Source organism: Agathobaculum sp. NTUH-O15-33 (genome assembly GCF_033193315.1).
Taxonomy (GTDB): Bacteria; Bacillota; Clostridia; order Oscillospirales; family Butyricicoccaceae; genus Agathobaculum; species Agathobaculum faecihominis_A.
In genome coordinates, this window is sequence record NZ_CP136187.1 from 2,712,444 (window position 1) to 2,730,086 (window position 17,643).

Annotated in this window: 15 protein-coding genes; 3 read left to right on the forward strand and 12 right to left on the reverse strand. The window is 57.8% G+C overall.

What is annotated here, in order from left to right:
- The first annotated feature begins 35 nt into the window (after positions 1–35).
- Positions 36–1,175: an anaerobic sulfatase maturase gene (locus RWV98_RS13155; protein ID WP_317861294.1), complete on the forward strand. Its 1,140-nt coding sequence runs from the start codon at positions 36–38 to the stop codon at positions 1,173–1,175.
- Here the strand turns inward: RWV98_RS13155 and RWV98_RS13160 are convergent.
- From RWV98_RS13160 to RWV98_RS13200, 9 genes are all read right to left on the reverse strand, one after another.
- Positions 1,065–2,786 (reverse strand): sulfatase family protein, encoded by a 1,722-nt coding sequence (locus RWV98_RS13160; RefSeq protein WP_317861296.1) that lies wholly within the window; start codon positions 2,784–2,786, stop codon positions 1,065–1,067. The two genes, RWV98_RS13155 and RWV98_RS13160, sit on opposite strands and share 111 nt — an antisense overlap.
- A 2-nt stretch (positions 2,787–2,788) precedes the next feature.
- Entirely contained in the window at positions 2,789–4,318 is a 1,530-nt protein-coding gene (locus RWV98_RS13165; protein ID WP_317861298.1) for a sulfatase, read from the reverse strand.
- Positions 4,319–4,334: 16 nt separating this feature from the next.
- Positions 4,335–5,135 carry an ABC transporter ATP-binding protein gene (locus tag RWV98_RS13170; protein WP_442872062.1) on the reverse strand — a complete coding sequence of 267 codons (801 nt, stop codon included), beginning with the start codon at positions 5,133–5,135 and terminating at the stop codon, positions 4,335–4,337.
- Positions 5,101–5,859, reverse strand: coding sequence for an ABC transporter ATP-binding protein (locus RWV98_RS13175; RefSeq protein WP_280961347.1), 759 nt, complete (start codon positions 5,857–5,859; stop codon positions 5,101–5,103). Before RWV98_RS13175 ends, RWV98_RS13170 begins: the two co-directional genes overlap by 35 nt.
- A complete protein-coding gene (locus RWV98_RS13180; protein WP_280961346.1) occupies positions 5,860–6,645 on the reverse strand; it encodes an ABC transporter permease in 786 nt (261 codons plus the stop codon). It abuts the gene before it with no gap.
- A gap of 1 nt (position 6,646) precedes the next feature.
- Complete coding sequence (locus tag RWV98_RS13185; protein WP_280961345.1) at positions 6,647–7,435, reverse strand: ABC transporter permease; 789 nt, start codon at positions 7,433–7,435, stop codon at positions 6,647–6,649.
- Positions 7,436–7,782: 347 nt separating this feature from the next.
- Positions 7,783–8,892, reverse strand: coding sequence for an ABC transporter substrate-binding protein (locus RWV98_RS13190; protein WP_317861301.1), 1,110 nt, complete (start codon positions 8,890–8,892; stop codon positions 7,783–7,785).
- 232 nt (positions 8,893–9,124) lie between these two features.
- Positions 9,125–10,579 (reverse strand): response regulator transcription factor, encoded by a 1,455-nt coding sequence (locus tag RWV98_RS13195; protein ID WP_317861303.1) that lies wholly within the window; start codon positions 10,577–10,579, stop codon positions 9,125–9,127.
- Positions 10,576–12,312, reverse strand: coding sequence for a sensor histidine kinase (locus RWV98_RS13200; protein ID WP_317861305.1), 1,737 nt, complete (start codon positions 12,310–12,312; stop codon positions 10,576–10,578). Before RWV98_RS13200 ends, RWV98_RS13195 begins: the two co-directional genes overlap by 4 nt.
- A gap of 258 nt (positions 12,313–12,570) precedes the next feature.
- On the opposite strand from RWV98_RS13200, the gene RWV98_RS13205 reads away from it, so the two are divergent.
- A complete protein-coding gene (locus RWV98_RS13205; protein ID WP_280961341.1) occupies positions 12,571–13,347 on the forward strand; it encodes a sulfite exporter TauE/SafE family protein in 777 nt (258 codons plus the stop codon).
- Between the two features lie 66 nt (positions 13,348–13,413).
- On the opposite strand, the gene RWV98_RS13210 is transcribed toward RWV98_RS13205, so the two are convergent.
- Genes RWV98_RS13210 through RWV98_RS13220 form a run of 3 tightly spaced genes read right to left on the reverse strand, consistent with a single transcriptional unit; the run spans position 13,414 to position 16,175 of the window.
- The gene (locus RWV98_RS13210; protein ID WP_317861306.1) at positions 13,414–14,847 is read right to left on the reverse strand and encodes a 4Fe-4S dicluster domain-containing protein; all 1,434 of its coding nucleotides are present in this window, start codon (positions 14,845–14,847) and stop codon (positions 13,414–13,416) included.
- A gap of 42 nt (positions 14,848–14,889) precedes the next feature.
- Positions 14,890–15,441, reverse strand: coding sequence for a FumA C-terminus/TtdB family hydratase beta subunit (locus RWV98_RS13215; protein ID WP_317861307.1), 552 nt, complete (start codon positions 15,439–15,441; stop codon positions 14,890–14,892).
- A gap of 2 nt (positions 15,442–15,443) precedes the next feature.
- Complete coding sequence (locus tag RWV98_RS13220) at positions 15,444–16,175, reverse strand: hypothetical protein (protein ID WP_280961338.1); 732 nt, start codon at positions 16,173–16,175, stop codon at positions 15,444–15,446.
- 253 nt (positions 16,176–16,428) lie between these two features.
- On the opposite strand from RWV98_RS13220, the gene ilvA reads away from it, so the two are divergent.
- Positions 16,429–17,640: a threonine ammonia-lyase gene (gene ilvA / locus RWV98_RS13225; RefSeq protein ID WP_280961337.1), complete on the forward strand. Its 1,212-nt coding sequence runs from the start codon at positions 16,429–16,431 to the stop codon at positions 17,638–17,640.
- The last annotated feature ends 3 nt before the right edge of the window (positions 17,641–17,643 follow it).

Genomic DNA, 17,643 nt, shown 5'->3' on the forward strand with positions numbered 1-17,643 from the left:
GATTATAATAGGATATTGGAAAGGCGGGTGCTTCTATGCCTCCGGTCAATTTGCTGGCCAAGCCCAGCTCCTCCGCGTGCAACATGCGGTGCAAGTACTGCTTTTATCACGCGATCGCCAGCGCGAGAGACACCGCGTTTGAAGGCATGCTGTCGGACGAAGCGCTCGAGCACCTGATCCAAAGCGGTATGGCATATGCCGACGGCTTGTGTTCCTTTGCGTTTCAAGGCGGCGAACCCACGCTTGCCGGTCTGCCATTTTATCAAAAGGCGGTCAAGCTTCAAAAAAAGTATGCAAGGCCAGGGCTTGCCGTTTCCAACGCTTTGCAGACTAACGGATTGGTGATCGACGAGGAATGGGCGAAATTCCTGCATGACGAGCATTTTCTTGTCGGCCTTTCGCTGGACGGCCCGGCGGAAATCCACGACCGCAACCGTATCGACGCGGAGGGCAAGGGCACATGGAGCCGCGTCATGCGCGCCGCCCGGCTGCTTGCGCAGCACGGGGTGGATTATAATGTGCTTTGCGTCGTTACCGGCGGCAACGCGCGGGCGATCGAAAAAATCTACCGTTTTTATCGCAAGCAAGGCTTTCGGTACTTACAGTTTATTCCCTGCTTGGAGCCGCTCGAGCGGGAGCGCGGCAGCGAACCCTACCATCTATCCGTCAAGGATTACGGTCATTTCCTGATCCGTATTTTTGATCTGTGGTACGCCGATCTGCTGCGCGGCGACTATGTCAGCATCCGCCATTTGGATAACTGGCTGCTGCTCGCGCTGGGCGAAGCGCCCGAGGTATGCACCATGTGCGGCAAGTGCAGCATCCAATTCGTGGTGGAGGGCGACGGCGGCGTTTATCCATGCGATTTCTATGTATATGACGAGTGGCGGCTGGGCACGCTGGGCGAGCGTCCGCTGGCCGAGTTCGCCGCCTGTGAAACGGCCAAGCGATTTCTCAACGCGTCCCACCCCATTCCAGAACAGTGCCGTGCATGCCGCTGGGGCGCGCTTTGCCGCAACGGCTGCCGCCGGGACCGTGTCGCGCCGGCCGATGGCGGCGCGCCGCTAAATTTTTACTGTGACGCCATACGCGCCTTTTTCTCCGCCCGTGAAACCGAATTTATGGACGCGGCCCGCCGCGTGCTTGCCCAGCGCGCCGCGAACGCCCCGCGTTAAGCGCGCGAAAACCCGCAAAGCCCCGGCGGACCGTTTGGTCCGCCGGGGCTTTGCCCGAATAGAAGGAAAAAGAAGAAGAGGTAAGCTTAACAGGGCAAGAAACCTTCGGCCCACGTTTTTTGCGCGGGCGGATAGTGGTCGACCATGTATTGCAGGCGCTGCCGCGCCTCGTCGACCGGCGCGCGGTACGCGGGGTCCGCGATACGGTTTTTCGTTTCGTCCGGGTCGAGCAGCAGATCGTAAAACTCTTCGGCAGGCGCTTCGCCCAGCCGGTAACCCAGATACTTGATATATTTGCTTCCATGGGTGGTAATACATTGCCACGCGTTTGAGCGGCCGCGCCCGCCTCGGCTGCGCATCACCGCTTCCAGCCGTCACGCCGGGCGCGCGTTCCTCGGTAAAATCACATTCGGAAAAAGCAAACGCGCGCACCGCGTCCGTTTCACCGCGCAAAACCGGCAGCAGCGAGCGGCTCGGGATGATATCGTTATAGGCGGGCCAGCTCCGGCTGAGCGCCTGCGCGGGCGCAAGGCCCGCGTAGTCGAGCATCGTCGCCGCGAGATCGCTCAGCTCCACCGGCGCTGTGTTCTCGCCGATCGGCGCCGCGCCCGGCAAGCGGATCGCCAGCGGGACATTCAGCGCTTGCCTCCACGGCACGCCCTTTTGCAGCATGAAGTGGTCGCCCAGCATATCGCCGTGGTCCGAGGTAAACAGGAGGAGCGTATCCTCCAGCATATCCCGCTCCTCCAATATGGAAAGCAGCATACCGATCTGATCGTCGATCAGCCGGAGCATCGCCCGCGCCGCGCGGCGCTGTCTCCACAGCGCTTCCTTCTGCGCGCCGGTCAGCGACTGCCCATCGGGCAGAAGAAAATCGTCCACCCGCTGCATGGGAAATAGGTCGAGGTACCGCTGCGGCGCTTCGTAGGGCTTATGCGGCCCGCAAAAGGACACTTTCATAAAAAACGGTTTGGCTGGGTCGTGCTCGCGCAGCCGCTCGGCCGCGACGCGGCCGGTCACCACGTCCACATAATCCGCTTCCTCAAACGCCCAAGGCAGCGCCTTGTCGTAATTGTGGTCGGCGGTATCGCCGTTGGCGCCGCCGCACGCGGTCATAAAATCGCGCACCGCGTCCAATAAGCCCCTATCATCCAAGTATTTGGCATAGTGGTCATAGCATTTATCCAGCTGCTGCTTGCCGCCCGTTTCCCATACGAAGTCATACCCGTACGCCTTCATCTGTTCCCGCATCGCATAAAGCGGCATGCCCATGCCGCGCGGCGTGTTCCACGGGTGCGTTTGCGTATAGTGGAATTTTCCGATCCCATACGTCACATAGCCCGCCTTTTGCAGCGCCTGCATCACCGTGGGGATCTGGGGGAACAGATCGCCCGACATGGTCAGCGTGCCGATCTGACGGCTGTACCGCCCGGTAATCAGCGAAGTGCGCGCGGGCGTGCAGATCGGGTTTACCGTCTGGCAGCCGGAGAACCAGCCGCCCTCGCGCGCAATCCGGCCGAGGTTCGGCATGACCGCTTTGCCGCCCGGCGCATAACCGACGTAGTCCGCGCGCTGCTGGTCGGTCATCAGCAGCAAAATGTTTTTCGGCATCGTTACAACCCCAGCCGTTCATATTGTTCGGGCGGCGCGTCGTGAGCGGCCAGACAGGCGCGCAGCTTTTGCGCCATTTCAGCCTCCAGCGCCGCGTCCTTGACGGGACGTTCCTGCGCATAATCCGCTTCGATATCGAACAATAGCGTTTGCTCATTATACGGCGAGCGGCCGACAAATTCCTGCGAAGCGTTGCCCCAATGGATGATATCCGCCGGGAAACGGTAGACCGGGTAATCCGTCCATGATAAGAAACGCCCCATTTCGATCCTGCCGTAATCCGCAACCTGAACCGCGTCGTTCGCGCCGTAGGTCTGCCGCAGCACGGTCGGCATGGCGGTGTATACGTATAGGGGCTGATTTTGCTTATCCTTTGCGGCGCGGAAATAGGTATATTTTCCGTCCGTCCACGCGACCTGCTTGCCGAAATAGCCGTACAGCGCGCCGTCCCGCACGGCTTCGGCCTGTCGACGCAGCAGCGGCAGCAAGCTGCGGCCATGCAGCGGGTATTGCAGCGTCTGCTCTGAAATGCCGAAGTACTCCATCACCGTGGGCATCACGTCGATATTTTGCGTCACCGCGCCGCACCGGCCGGGCGACACGCCCGGCGCCGCGATCAGCAGCGGGATGTGAAACACCTCGTTATAGGGCGCCATATAGTTTTTGGCCATGAAGCCGTGCTCGCCCAAATGATAGCCGTGATCGGTTGTCAGCACGACCATGGTGTCCTTCCACAGATCGTGCCGGTCGAGCACGTCGAGGATCTCACCGAGGTGCCGGTCGGTCATCGTGGTCAGCGCCTTGCAGCGGCGGCGCAAATGCGCGGTCTCCTCCGGCGTGAACTCATTGGGTGCATAGGAGGGGTGCGTGTAGTCCGGCCCATCATAGTCCCCCGCCTTCTCGTACAGATCCAGATAATATTTCGGGCAATCGTATGGCTCGTGCGGGTCGAACGCTTCTACCCATAGGAAAAAGTTATCCGCCCCATGGTTGTCCTCCAGCCATTCGGCGGCGTGCCACATGGTTTTAACGCTCGGATAATCATACTCGGTGCGGAAACGGGAGCGGTTTTCGCGTTCCGCCTCCGACCACGTGCCCTTGAAACCCGCGGGCGGCGTATCCGGCCGGATGCCGCTTTCACACGGGCGCGTCCAAACAGGGTCGCCCTCCTGCCCGCGGTTGACCTCCCACGCGGTAAAGCCCTTGGTATAGTTCTCGCCGCCGGGAATGACGTAATGCGCGTGGTCGGAAAACATTTGGGTGTGTATGTTCTTTTCCGCGCTCAGCACGCTTTGCAGCGACTGATCGAACGGCTCCATTGCGCCCCAAGGCTTTTCCAGAAAATTCAGCCGCCCTGTCATGATGTCGCGGCGGGCGGGCATGCAAGGCGCGGAGCCGCACCAGTGGCTGTCAAACACGACCGACCGGCGGGCCAGCCGGTCGATATTGGGCGTCATGGCCGGATCGTCCCCGCCGTAGGCCGAAAGCATGCGGCGGTTGAGCGTATCGCAGAGAATAAAGATCGTTTTCACGCGGCTTCCTCCTTTGTTACCACCATTTGATCAGATCGGTCACATGTTCGCGCAGCTCGACAAAGTCCTGCGCCATCACGTCGCGCGGCAGAGGCAGCGGATTTTGTATCACGGTCTTGATCGAGGTCGGCTTATTGGTCAGCACCATGATATTCTGGCCAAGGTAAACGGCTTCCTCAATATTATGCGTGATAAACAAAACCGTCGTCCCCGTGCGCTCCCACAGTTTTAAAAGCTCGTCCTCCAAACGGAACCGCAGGTCGATATCCAGCTGGCCGTACGGCTCGTCCATCAGGAGCAGCTCGGGGCGCGTGGCAAAGGCGCGCGCGATCACCACGCGCTGCAGCATGGAGACCGAGATTTGACCCGGATAGTAGTCCTGAAATTTGGTCAGGCCGACGATGTCGAGCATCTCCATCGCGCTCTCCTCGGCTTCCTTTGCGGGCACCTTCTTGATTTTCAGCCCCCACATGACGTTCTCCTTGACCGTCAGCCAAGGATAGGCCGAATACTCTTGGAATATGTACGAAATATTCTGCGTTTTGGGATCGACCGGAATGCCGTTCACCAGAATCTCACCGGCGGTCGGCACATACAGCTTGGTTAGGGTGTTTAAAAAGGTGGTCTTGCCGCAGCCCGTCGGGCCGACGATACACAGAAACTCGCCCTCCCGCACCTCAAAATTCAGGTTGTCCAGCACAAGGAGGTCGCCGAATTTCTTGGTCAGGCCGATCACCTTGACCTTTGCTTCTTTTTTTCTCTTGCATTTCGTCCCCTCCTTCTTACAGCGTATGGTCGACCACGTCGTTAATCTCACGCCGCAGGCGCAAAAACGCCGGGTCGGTATAGCTGCGCGGACGCGGCAGGTCGATCTCATACGCCGCCTTCACGCCGGTCGGGCAGTTGCGCAGCACCAGAATACGGTCGGCCAGATAAACTGCCTCTTCAATATTATTCGTCACAAAGATGACCGTGCGCTTTTCCTGCTGCCAAATGCGGGTCAGCTCCTCTTGCATCAGGTAGCGCGTTTGCGCGTCCAGATGGCCGAAGGGCTCGTCCATCAGCATCACAAGCGGCTCGTTGCAATAAGCGCGCGCGATGCCGACACGCTGCTTCATGCCGCCGGACAGCTTGATCGGATAAGCGTTTTCAAAGCCCTGCAAGCCGACCAGATCGATATAGTGCTGCGCGCGGCGGCGGCGCTCCTCCTTGCGCACGCCGCGCATACGCGGGCCGTATTCCACATTGCCCATGACCTTGAGCCATGGAAACAGCGCCGTTGTTTGAAATACCATGCCGCGTTCCGGGCCGGGCTTTGTCACCTTTTCGCCGTTTACCGTAATCTGCCCCTCCGTCACCTGTTCAAAACCGGCGATGGTGTTCAGAATGGTCGACTTGCCGCACTGTCCGGGTCCGAACAGCACGAGAAATTCGTTTTCACGCACCTGAATATCCAGATCTTCGATGACCTTGAATACGCCTTCCGGCGTGTCAAACTGCTTGCTCACATGGTCGCAGTGGATCAAAATGTTCTGTTCCATTTACTGTCCCCTCTCATTCCAGGCGCAAAGCCGGGCTTCCAGCTGCCGCATGATCGATACCAGCACCAGACCGGTCAGCGCGATGGCCACGATGCCGACCAGCACCTGCGGCATGTTGCTGGTCTCCTGTCCGCTGATGATGAGCCAGCCCACGCCTTCCGAGGAGCGGATCATTTCAGCCGCGACGATGGTGGCCCAGCTGCTGCCGATGGCCACTTGAAGACCGGCGAAAATATACGGCACGGTGGAGGGCATGACGATCGTGGTGAACAGCTGCCGGTCCTTTGCGCCCAGCATCTTGGCCGCGCGCACGATGGTTTCATCGACCGAGCGCACGCCCGAATAAGTATTAATGGTAATGGTCGGAAAGCAGGCCAGAAAGATCAGAAAATACTTGCTCATCTCCGCGAAGCCGAACCACGCGATCGACAGCGGGATCCACGCGATCGGCGGGATGGGCCGTATCAGCTCGATATAGGGCTTTACGATCGCTTCGAGCGGCTTGTACCAGCCCATAATAACGCCCAGAAGGATTCCCGCCGCGCAGGCCACCAGATACGGCAGCAGCATGCGGCGCAGGCTGGTCAGAATATGAAAGACCATGGTCTTGGTACCGATCGGCTCGACAAAGGAGGCGAAAAACTTTTGCAGCACCGTCACCGGGTCGGGCAGTATCTTGCCCAGCTCGGTGCCGTTCGTCGCCAAGAACCAAATCAGGCCGAACAGCAGCAGGCCGCCCGCGCCATAGGCTACCTTGCGGCCGTTTTTATTCCAGAATGCCGTCATATCAGTATTTTCCTCCCTTCAGCACGCGCTTTTCGATCAACGTGATCACGCCGGTCAGCGCCGCGCCGGTCAGGCCGATCACAATCATGCCGACGATCACGATATCCAGCCGGTAAATGCCGCGCGCCTGCTGGATCATATAACCGATGCCCTTGGTCGAAGCGAGCAGCTCCGCCGCGACCAGCGTCGTCCAAGCCGAGCCGAGGGCGATCTTGCAGCCGGTCATGATCATGGGCAGCGCCGATGGTATGGCGATCTGTGTCAGCAGCTCCCAGTTGGACGCGCCGAAGGTCTGGCCGACCCACAGGTGCACCTCCTTGGTCTGCTTGATGCCGGAATAGCTGTTGATGACCGTGGCGACCATGGCGGAGATAAAAATAACCAGCGCCTTGCTCAGCAGGCCGATGCCGGCGAGCGATACCATGACAGGGATCCAAGCGACGCCCGGCACCGTCCGGACCAGATCGAACACCGGCCGCACCGTCATTTCAATGCGGGGATACCACGCCATGATAATGCCGAGCGGAATGCCGAGGATCACGCCCAGCCCATAGCCCGACAGCGCTACCTTCAGGCTGGACAGCAGGTGCACGAACAGGGTGCCGCCCTCCGGGTTGGGATCGTACAGTTTTTTGATAAAGGTGCGGACGATGGTGTCCGGCGAAGGCAGGATGTTCGATCTGACCAGTCCCAATCCGGCCGTGACCAGCCACCACGCAAAGATACCCGCCGCAATGGAAAGAATGCTGAGCAGCAGATACCGATTGTTTTTCCACTTTCCGGTTTTCATACTTTTCCTCCGTTTCAAGCTTTGCCTGCCGGTATGACAGAATGATAAAAGGGGCCCATTTTCATGGGCCCCCTCAGGCTGTCAAAAAATTATTTTTGACAGCCTGTCGATCGAAACACAGCCCCATTTCGATCGAATATTCCGGCTTCTGCGCGCGCCTTGCAGGCACACTTGAAGTCGGCTTGTATAAAAACTGAGATACATGCTCCCAGTTTTTATGGATTTTGCCGATGCTGTCAAAATCCTATTTTATGCGCGCTGCGGCGCGAGGGGTTTTTTGACAGTCTGAGGGGCCCATTTTCATGGGCCCCATTTTTTGCCGTAAGCCCGGGGCAAATGGATTCTATTTAACCTGCGGTTTTTACCTCGATATCCAACGCGTCCTTGATCAGGCTGCCGTCGATCGCGTTTTTGACATTGTCCACCTGCGATTCCTCGATCGTACCGATGGAAGCAAAGAACTCGCCGGTGCCTACCATGCCGTATCCCAGCACGTAATCATCCGCCTGCATGTAGCTGGGCGTAACATAGGTGCGGGAGGCGATCTCCTGATCCAGCGCCTCTTCCGAGGTTGTCTTGCCGTTGTCGTTATAGAAATTGTAAGCAAATTCCTTGCGCACATCCGGATTGCTCTGCAGCTCTTCCGCCGCCTTGTACATGCCCTTTAGGAACAGCACGACATCCGCGCGGCGCTCCTCCAGCACGTCGTACCGCGCCAGAATACCGTTGAGAAATTCACCGCCGGTCGCATCCTGATAGCTGGCTACCTTTTTCATGCCCGCCTTTTCCATCTGCTCGACAAAGGAAAAATCCGAAACGCCGATCATATCGCCCTCGCCCGCAAGAAAAGCCTGCGCGGCGGCCGAGTTGTCCATGTTCAGGAATTCATAATCCTTGCCCGCGGTCAGGCCGAACTGATTCATGTAAGCCGCCGCCATGTGCTGCTGGATGGTGCTGGTCGGCCCTAAGATCTGCTGGCCCTTCAAGGTATCGGCGCTGCCGTACATATCGGGGTGCTCGGCGATTTCGCCCTGATGCGCAAACACCGCGTTGTCCGGCCGCGCGAACAGCCACGTGCTGTCTCCGATCGTATCGGTCTCACCGACCCATGCGCACAGACCGGAGGCCATGGAGAACACCGAAGCCAGCCCGTTGGACGCGATATCGAGCTGCTCCGCCGCGAGCCCTTCATTTTCCGGAGAGCCGTTCGGGAAGATCACCAGCTCCACATCGAGCCCCAAATCGTCAAAATATCCTTTTTCTTTGGCGTAAACGGTAGGCAACGAAATGATGGAGGACTGAACACCCACCACCAGCGGCTTGCTGCTGGCGCCGCCCGCGCCCGCGGTATCTCCGGAAGGCGCATCAGCGCTGTCCCCACAGCCGGATAAAACGCCCATCATCGTAGCGGAAGCCATCATGACGCTGAGCAGCCGCTTTCCCATATTCTTTTTCATCGTGTCACTGCCTTTCTTTCTCTTGATACTTCTTCTTAGTCCCCGGCGGGTCCGTTCGCCGCAAGGGGGTTCCCGATGCTGTCATTATGCCGGATTTCTGAACGGTCCGCCCCAGAAAAATCTTGACCTGTTTTTTCAACCTGTTGACTTCCGATCATGCCTCTCCGTCAACTTCTCCAATAAAGAAAGCAAAAGCATGGTCATATTGCACACAATACGGCCATGCTTTTGCTCAGTGCTTGCGACTTTCCGCCGGTGTGCCGCCAAACTGCTTTTTATATACCGATGTAAAATAGCTGACGTTGGGAATGCCGACCTGTTCGGCGATTTCGCTGACGCGCAGCTTTGTCGTCCGCAGAAGCCGCTGCGCCTCTTGCATGCGCAGCGTGAGCAGGTATTCGGAAAAGTTTACGCCCACCTCTTTTTTGAAACGGCGGCTGAAATACTCCGTATTGAGAAAAGCCGCCTTGGCCGCGTCTTGCAGCGTGATATTGTCTCGAAAGTGCTGCCGGATATAGCTTAGGGCCGATTCGATGTTTTCCGAATACCGCCTGTCGTTTTGCTCCAGCTTTTCCGCGAACTCGCCGAACATCTGCTGTAACTCCTCCAGATGCGCCGCGCCGACGATTTTAGCCAGCAGCACGGTCGTCGCCTGCGCGCTCTCCGCCGCCATTTCCGCGATAAAGCACAGCACCCGTTTCAGCCGTTCGGCGGGCACCTGCCGCTCGCACGCAAAAGCGAATAAACCTTCCGTCTGTTCGCGAAAGCTTGTCCAATCCCGCCCGGCCAACGCGTTGATCGCATTGTTGCGGAATACGAACATTTGCTTGAGCGCCGTTTCATTATCAATGGGATTTTGGGGCGGTTCCACGGTCCCTCGGTAAAAATCACGCGATAGGTTGCGTCTTGCATCGAGCAAGGCGCGTTTGAGTCCGGTCTCGTCATGATAGATGCCGCTGGCCCCCACCGGCTCCTCTGCGCAGGCGCGCAGCGCCGCGCAAAATTCAGCGAGCCGCCGCTGTTGTTCGCTGCCGCTCATGCCCCGCGCCAGATCGGCCAGCACAAAGATATCGCCGTCCTCGAGCGGCAGCGTCCATTGCCAGCGAATCCACGGAAAACGCATTTTGGCCAGACCGTCCAGCATGGATTTATTGTAACGGAACAGGCAAACAAAATAATCGCCCAGTTTATAGCTGAGCAGGTAGGCGCGCACGGTTTCACGATCCAGCAGATCGACGGCCGGATCGCTCAGCGCCTGATCCAGATACCGCCCGAACGACAGCCGCCGCGTCACGATCTGTTCCGGATGTTCGCGCAGCCGCTTTTCCGCGACCCGTTCCAGCAGGGTGCGCATGGTATCGGGTTCTATCTCGCTTTTTAAAATATAATCGGCGGCGCCCTGCTGCATGGCGCTGCGGGCAAACGCAAAATCATCGTGGCAGGTCAGCATGACCACATCGGTCTGCGGCCAACGCGCGCGGATCTGTGCCAAAAGCTCCAGCCCGTCCATGCGCGGCATGGTGATATCGGTGAGCACCAGATCGGCCGCCTGCTGCTCCAGCAGCCGCAGCGCGGCTGCTCCGGACGACGCGCTGACCACCGCTTCGCACGCCGCGCCTGATTCGCGGATGCAGTACGCAATATAGTCTTTGATCGGCAATTCATCGTCGACGATCAGAATTTTCACGGTTTATCCTCCTCCCGCACGATCACGATGCGAACGGTCGTGCCTTTGCCCTCCTCGCTTTCGATATCGATATGCGAACGTTCGCCAAACACATATTTGACCCGGCTGAGCACGTTTTTCAGGCCGATGCTGTTGATCGACCGCCGGCGGCCTTCCTCCGGTTCCCAGATATGCCGGAGCTGGCCGGGCGGCATGCCGCCGCCGTTATCCTCCACGGAAAGCACGATGTTGCCCCCAGAGCGGCAGGCGGTAAGCACGATCGCCCCCTCCGTCTCATCCAGCACGGCCAGCCCGTGAAAGATGGCGTTCTCGATCAGCGGCTGCAGGATCAGCGGCGGAATCATGAACTGTTCCAGACCTTCTTCAATATAGGCCGAACAGTGGAATTCCCGCCCATAGCGGCATTCCATCAGCGTGAGATAGCGGCGTACATATTCGATCTCATCATGCAGGCTGTGTCCATGCAGATCGGCCTTGATGGGAATATTCAGCATATCCATAAACGCGGAGAGCATTTCCAGCGCCCGCGCTCTTTGCCCCGTAACGATCAATCCCTTCACGTTCATCAGCGTATTGCGCAAAAAATGCGGGTTGATCTGCGCCTGCAAAAAGGCAAATTCAATGCGGCGCTTTTCATCCTCCTCCGCCTTGATGCTGCCGATTAGGTTGCGGATGCGTGTCAGCATCGCGTTATAGCCCGTGCTCAGCACCTCGACCTCGCGGTATTGGCGCTGCACCGGCATCAAGGCGAACTGGTCGCCTCGGATCAGCGCCATATGCCTTGCGCATTCGATCAGCGGGCGCGAAATCCGCCGGATTGACCAATAGCTTTGCAGAATGGAAAGTAGAAAGGCCGCCATAACGACAAGCAGCGTGATCAGAATGATCCGGCTGTATGAAAGAAAAAACTCGCCGACCGGCTGTTCTTCCACAAAGATCCAACCGCTGTCCGGGTCGCGGTAGCTCGACACCATCAGCGCCCGCCCGGCCTTCTTGGTCAGCGTATACGAGCCAAGCTTATATTGCCTTGTGAACGCTTCCACCGTGTACAGCCACACGCCGATCATGCTTGAGTTGGAGTGGCTGATGACGATCCCGTTTTCATCCAGTATGTAAATCGTGCTGCCGCCATCCAGCAGCTTCTGATAGGTGCGGAACAGCGACGACGGCGACGACGGCGACGAGCCCAGCAGGATTACGCCGATCGGCGCGCCCTGCCCATCATACAGCGTGTGCGCGTAGCACAGGCTGTAGCTGTCCAGATTCTTCGCATCCTGCACGCGCAGGTTCCAAGAGGTCACGCTTTCTCCGCTGAAATGCTTGATATACCAGTAGGATTGCATCATGCTTTTCAGCCATGCGTCGGAATGCGCGTACGAGGAGTACACCCGTTTATCGTTGAGCACCACGTCGATCGTGTAATCGCAGCCAAAGGTGGCGGCCTGCTTCTGTATTTCGCCAAGCAGATCGTTCACCTCGTTCTCGGGCAGATCCGCCGGTGCTGACCGGAATACAAAATAAGGCTCGATCTCCTCATAGATATGGCTCATGACACGGATCATGGTGCGGCGGTTACTGATATTGATCTCGCTGATCTGCTGCAACAGATCGACCCGCGCGTTGCCGCGTTCCTCCAACACGAAGCGGAAGGTCAAGACCAGCACCAGACACAACGCGCCCAGCAAAATCAGAATATTGTACACAAAGACACGTCGAAATATCAGTATCTTCATTTTGGGCGGTTTTCTGTTGTCGCGCTCAGCCGCCAATCCCATATCTGCTACGCTCCCATAATTCGTCAATTCTCGCGCTTCATTTTTTTCATTCTACCATCCTATCATCACGAATGCAACTTGAATAAATAACTGCGTTAAAAAAACAAAATATTGATAATAAATCACAAATCAACAACATTCTCCGTCGTTTATTCCCGATATAATGAGTAAAAATCCTTGCCTGTTCGGCGGGTTCTGGGAAAGAGGACGGATATAGTGACGGTGTATTTTCTCATCGCGATTTGCGCGACCACGGTCGGCGCGCTGACCGGCATGGGTGGCGGCGTGATCATCAAGCCCGCGCTCGATCTGCTTGGCGGCTATAACGCGGCGACGATCGGTGTGTTATCCTCCATCACCGTGTTTGCGATGTCGATCGTATCCATCGCCAAGCAGCTACGCCAGAAAACGCCGGTGCCGGGCGCTATCGCGTTGCCGCTGGCAATCGGTTCGGTGATCGGCGGCACGGTGGGCGAGCGCATCCTCAAAGCGCTGATCACCCTGCTGGGGGACAACCACGCGGTCGTGGTCACGCAAAACATTTGCCTGAGTATTTTGATCGGCGTGGTTTTTCTCTATATGCTGCACAAAAACAATCTGCCCACCTTACAGGTAAGCGGACTTCTGCCCTCCTCGCTCGTCGGGGTGCTGCTTGGTTTTTTTTCCTCTTTTCTCGGCATAGGCGGCGGACCGATCAACGTGGCGCTGCTCATTTTTCTTTTTTCCCTCAGCACCAAAACGGCTACCGTATGCTCGATCATCACGATCCTGTTTGCGCAAATTTCCAAGCTCGCCACCGTTTTGTTGACAACTGGCTTTGCTCCCTTCGATCTGAGCATGCTGCCCGTTATGGTTGCGGGCGCGGTCGCGGGCGGATGGCTGGGCGCGCGGCTGAATAAACAGCTTTCCGAAAAGACTGTGGAACGTGCGTTCAACGCCGTACAACTGCTCGTTTTGGCGGCTTGCCTATGCAACATCGTACGCAATCTGTAACCGGTCCGTTTTCCGCATGCAAAATGCCCCTTTCGAAAATCCGAAAGGGGCATTTTGATCTGCTTTTTAAACTTGTACCTTGTATTCTTCGATCGCGGTTTTAATTTCCTGTTTTTCGGCCTTTTTGCCGTACTGGTCCACCTTCACGCGGCTTTTCGGTTCGTGGTTTAGGCTGCACGCGCCGCCGACGCAGCCGCCGACGCAGGCCATACCCTCGATAAAGTTCTTATCCAGCTTGCCGGCCTTGGCCTTTAATAGCGCCAGCTTGCATTCCTCGATACCGTTGCACACCTCGGCCTTGACCTCGAAATCCAGCTTCTTTTCCTTGACCGCTTGCAGCACGGCCTCGGTCAGGCCGCCCGAGCGGCCAAAGATGCGGCCCCAAGGGGAAGCGTCCGCCAGCGGCGTTTCATCGAGCTGGTTCAGTTCGATCTCGCGCGCGTCCAGCATGGCTTGCAGTTCCTCAAAGGTGAGCACGCAGTCGATCCACAGGTCGACCGTCGGCTTCTGGCGTTCGGCCTTTTTGGCCGTGCACGGGCCGATAAAGATGGTCTTGACCGGCATTTCGCCGTTGATCTTTACATAGCGGCCGATCTCGGCCATGGGCGAAAGGTTATGCGAGATCTTGTCGCTCATCTCGGGCACCTGCTTTTGTATGTAAGAAACAAACGCAGGGCAACAGCTCGAAGTCAAAAAGCCCTTTTCAGCCAGCTCGTCGGTCTCCTTATCGGCAACCATGTCGGCACCCATGGCGGCTTCCACGACATAGTCGATGCCGAGCGCCTGAATCCCGGTCACCACCTGACCGAGACTGCAATCCTCAAACTGTGCGGCCAGCGCGGGCGCGACGATCGCGACCGTGCGATAGTTTTCACCGTCGCGCGCGTTGCGGATAATGTTGATCGCATCGACCATAAAGGATTTATCCATAATCGCGCCAAACGGGCACTGGTAGACGCACGCGCCGCACGCGATACACTTATCGATATTAATCTCGGCTTTTTTCTCCTCATTCATGCGGATCGCGCCGACCTTGCACGAGCGTTCGCACGGGCGCACATGCTCGGTGATCGCGCCATAGGGACAGACCTTGGCGCATCTGCCGCATTCAATGCACATATCAGGATCGATAATGGCCTTGCCGCTTTTAGATTTGGTAATGGCATGCTTGGGGCAGTTTTTAATGCAGCGCTGCGAAATACAGCCGCGGCACGATTCGCTGACCTGATAGCGCTCGACCGGGCATTCGTCGCACGCGATCGGGATGACCTCGACCACGTTCGGGTTGCGGCGGTCGCCGCCCATCGCCAAACGCACGCGCTCCTGCGCGATCGCGCGCTCCTTGTAGATACAGCAGCGCATGGTCGCCTTGGGGCCGGGCGAAATGATCTTAGGAATCTCGTAGTAGCTCTCCATCAGGTTGCCGTCGTACGCACGGCCGGCGACCTCTTTGAGCACGCGGTATTTCAAAAATTGTACATCGGTTTCAAAATTACGCACAGTAGTGTTCCTCCAGTCCCGATATCCTTATATCCTTGGGCCTTATCTTTTGTATTTCTCCATGCCTTCGCGGTACAGGTTGCCGCCCATGCAGTCCTGCGAAACGATGGCGCTGAAATTTTCCACCGTGAGCCGTTTGACCGACTCGCAGCCCAGCTCGTCATAGGCGATCACTTCCACGTTTTTGATGCTGGCCGCCTTAGCGGCGCCCGCGCCGCCGATCGCGACCATATACACCGCGCCGCATCGCGCCATGGCTTCTTCCACGGCCTTGCTTCTCACGCCCTTACCGATCATGCAGGCAAGCCCCGCGTCCAGAAGGCGCGGCGCGAACGGGTCCATGCGGCCCGAGGTCGTCGGCCCGATCGAGCCGATCACCTGACCGGGTTTTGCCGGTGTCGGACCGGCGTAGTATATGGCTGCGCCGTTTAGATCAAAGGGCAACTTTTCGCCCGCGTCCATCGCGGCGACGATCTTTTTATGCGCGGCATCGCGCGCGGTGTACACGGTGCCCGTCAGGCTGACCGTGTCGCCCGCCCGCAGACGGGGAGCCATATCTTTTAGCTGGTCGGTATGTAAATCGTAATGCGCCATGGTTATCCCTCCGTTTTGGGCTTGATGCCGCTGAGCATATCGCGAACAATACGGTTTTTCGGCTCCGCCGGCAGAACGGATTTGCTCAGCGTACCGCTGATGCGGTCGATCTCGCCGAGCACCTCGCCCGCCTTGCGCACCATCTCGGCGGATTCCGCCTGACTGCGCGAAAGCACAACCTTATAGTTTTCCTTCGCCGTGTCGAGCTGGCGCTTGACCGTTTCGATCATTTCCATCGATTGGCGGCGCAGCTTGGCCAGCTCGTTTTTTGCATCCTCTTCGATCTGCTTGGCGCGCCGGTAAGCGGACAGCTCCATTTCGGCGATTTTGTCCTTGGAGGCCGCGTATTCCCCGCACTTTTCCGAAAGCCGGGCGTTTTCCTCGGTCAGGCGGTCGTTATCCTCGGCAAGGGAGGCGGCGCGGGCGCTCTGCGCTTCGATTTCCGCCGTTTGCAGGGTGAAACCGCTTTCGATCTCGTCGAGCTTCAGGCGAATCTTGTCGGTGTCGAGCGTCATTTCGCCAAGGCGCTCCAACAGCTCCGCGTTTTTCGCGATCAGCTGATCGTTCTGCTCGCGCAGTTCGGCAAGCGCTGTTTGCGATTCGGTCAGCGCGCGCTGCAAGCTGTCCGTCTGCTCGTGGTATTGCCGGTCCATCTCTTCTATGTAGTGCAGCACATCCTCGCGGCGAAAACCGCCGAACGCAGCGCTGCGAAAGCCCTTTGCCTGTTCGTCCATTCCGTATATCCTCCATCGCCACGCGGGCGCGCTTCTGTCTATGTTAATAGTATAACAAAGTCCTTCCCGAATAGCAATACCAAAGAGAGAGTTGGCAAACTTTATCGCGCGTTTTCGCAGCCCCCCAAAATGCGTCCTTTCTTCCTATTAAAATAAAACGTGTTTTTCGCGCCGCGATCACGGTCACGCCCTTGCATTTGACGGTAAACTGTGCTAAAATAATGTTTATCTTGCTAAATGGAGAAAGAATATCATGCTTGAACTCAAGGATTTTGAAGCCGCCGCGGACCGTCTGAAAAATGTGATCCACGACGTTCCCCTGTCCACCTCCTCCACTTTTTCCGGTATGACCGGGGCCGAGGTGTACCTGAAATACGAAAACCAGCAGAAGACCGGTTCCTTCAAGGTGCGCGGCGCGTACAATAAAATCATGAAGCGCTACCGCGAGGGCGGGCTGAACGCGGTCGTCGCCTCCTCGGCGGGCAACCATGCGCAGGGTGTGGCTTTCGCGGCCTCGTCCGTCGGCGTCAAGTCGACCATCGTCATGCCCCGCTCCACGCCGATCGCCAAGGTCTCGGCAACCGAAGGCTACGGCGCGGAAGTCGTTCTGGCGGGCAATATTTACGACGAAGCCTATGCGCGCGCCTGCGAAATCTGCGAAGAGACCGGCGCGGAGTTCATCCATCCCTTTGACGACGAGGACGTGATGGCCGGTCAGGGCACCATTGCACTTGAAATTCTGCGTGATCTGCCGTTTGTCGATATGATCTTCGTACCGGTCGGCGGCGGCGGCCTGATTTCCGGCATCGCCACCTGCGCCAAGCAGATCAACCCCCGCATCCAAATCATCGGCGTGCAGGCCGAGGGCGCGCCCGCCATGGCAAATTCCTTCCGCACGGGCGATCTGACCCCGTCGGATTCCGTGCGCACCATCGCGGACGGCATCGCGGTCAAAACGCCGGGCGAGACCACCTTTGAATATGTAAAAAAATATGTGGACCGCATCGTCACCGTGTCGGACGCGGAGATATCCTCCACCGTGCTGCTGCTGCTTGAGCGCACCAAGCAGGTGGTGGAAACCTCTGGCGCAGCGTCGCTCGCCGCCGTGCTGAACGGCAAGGTCGATATCAAGGGCAAAAAGGTCGTATGCGTGCTTTCGGGCGGCAATATCGATGTGTCCTTTATCCACAAGATCGTGGAAAAGGGCCTTGTTACCCGTTGCCGCCATCTCAAGTTCTCCACCATCATGCCGGACGCGCCCGGCGCTTTGGAGCGCTTTGCCCATCTGGTGGCCGACCAAAACGCCAACATCATCCTGTTCCAGCATGACCGCGTGCAGGCCGATCTGGACATCGGCGAGGCCATCATTCAGGTCGTGTGCGAGGTCGGCGGCGTGGAGCACGGCAAGCGCCTGATCGACAATCTCACCCGCGAGGGCTATCAGATCTTTACCACACAGGTCTAAACA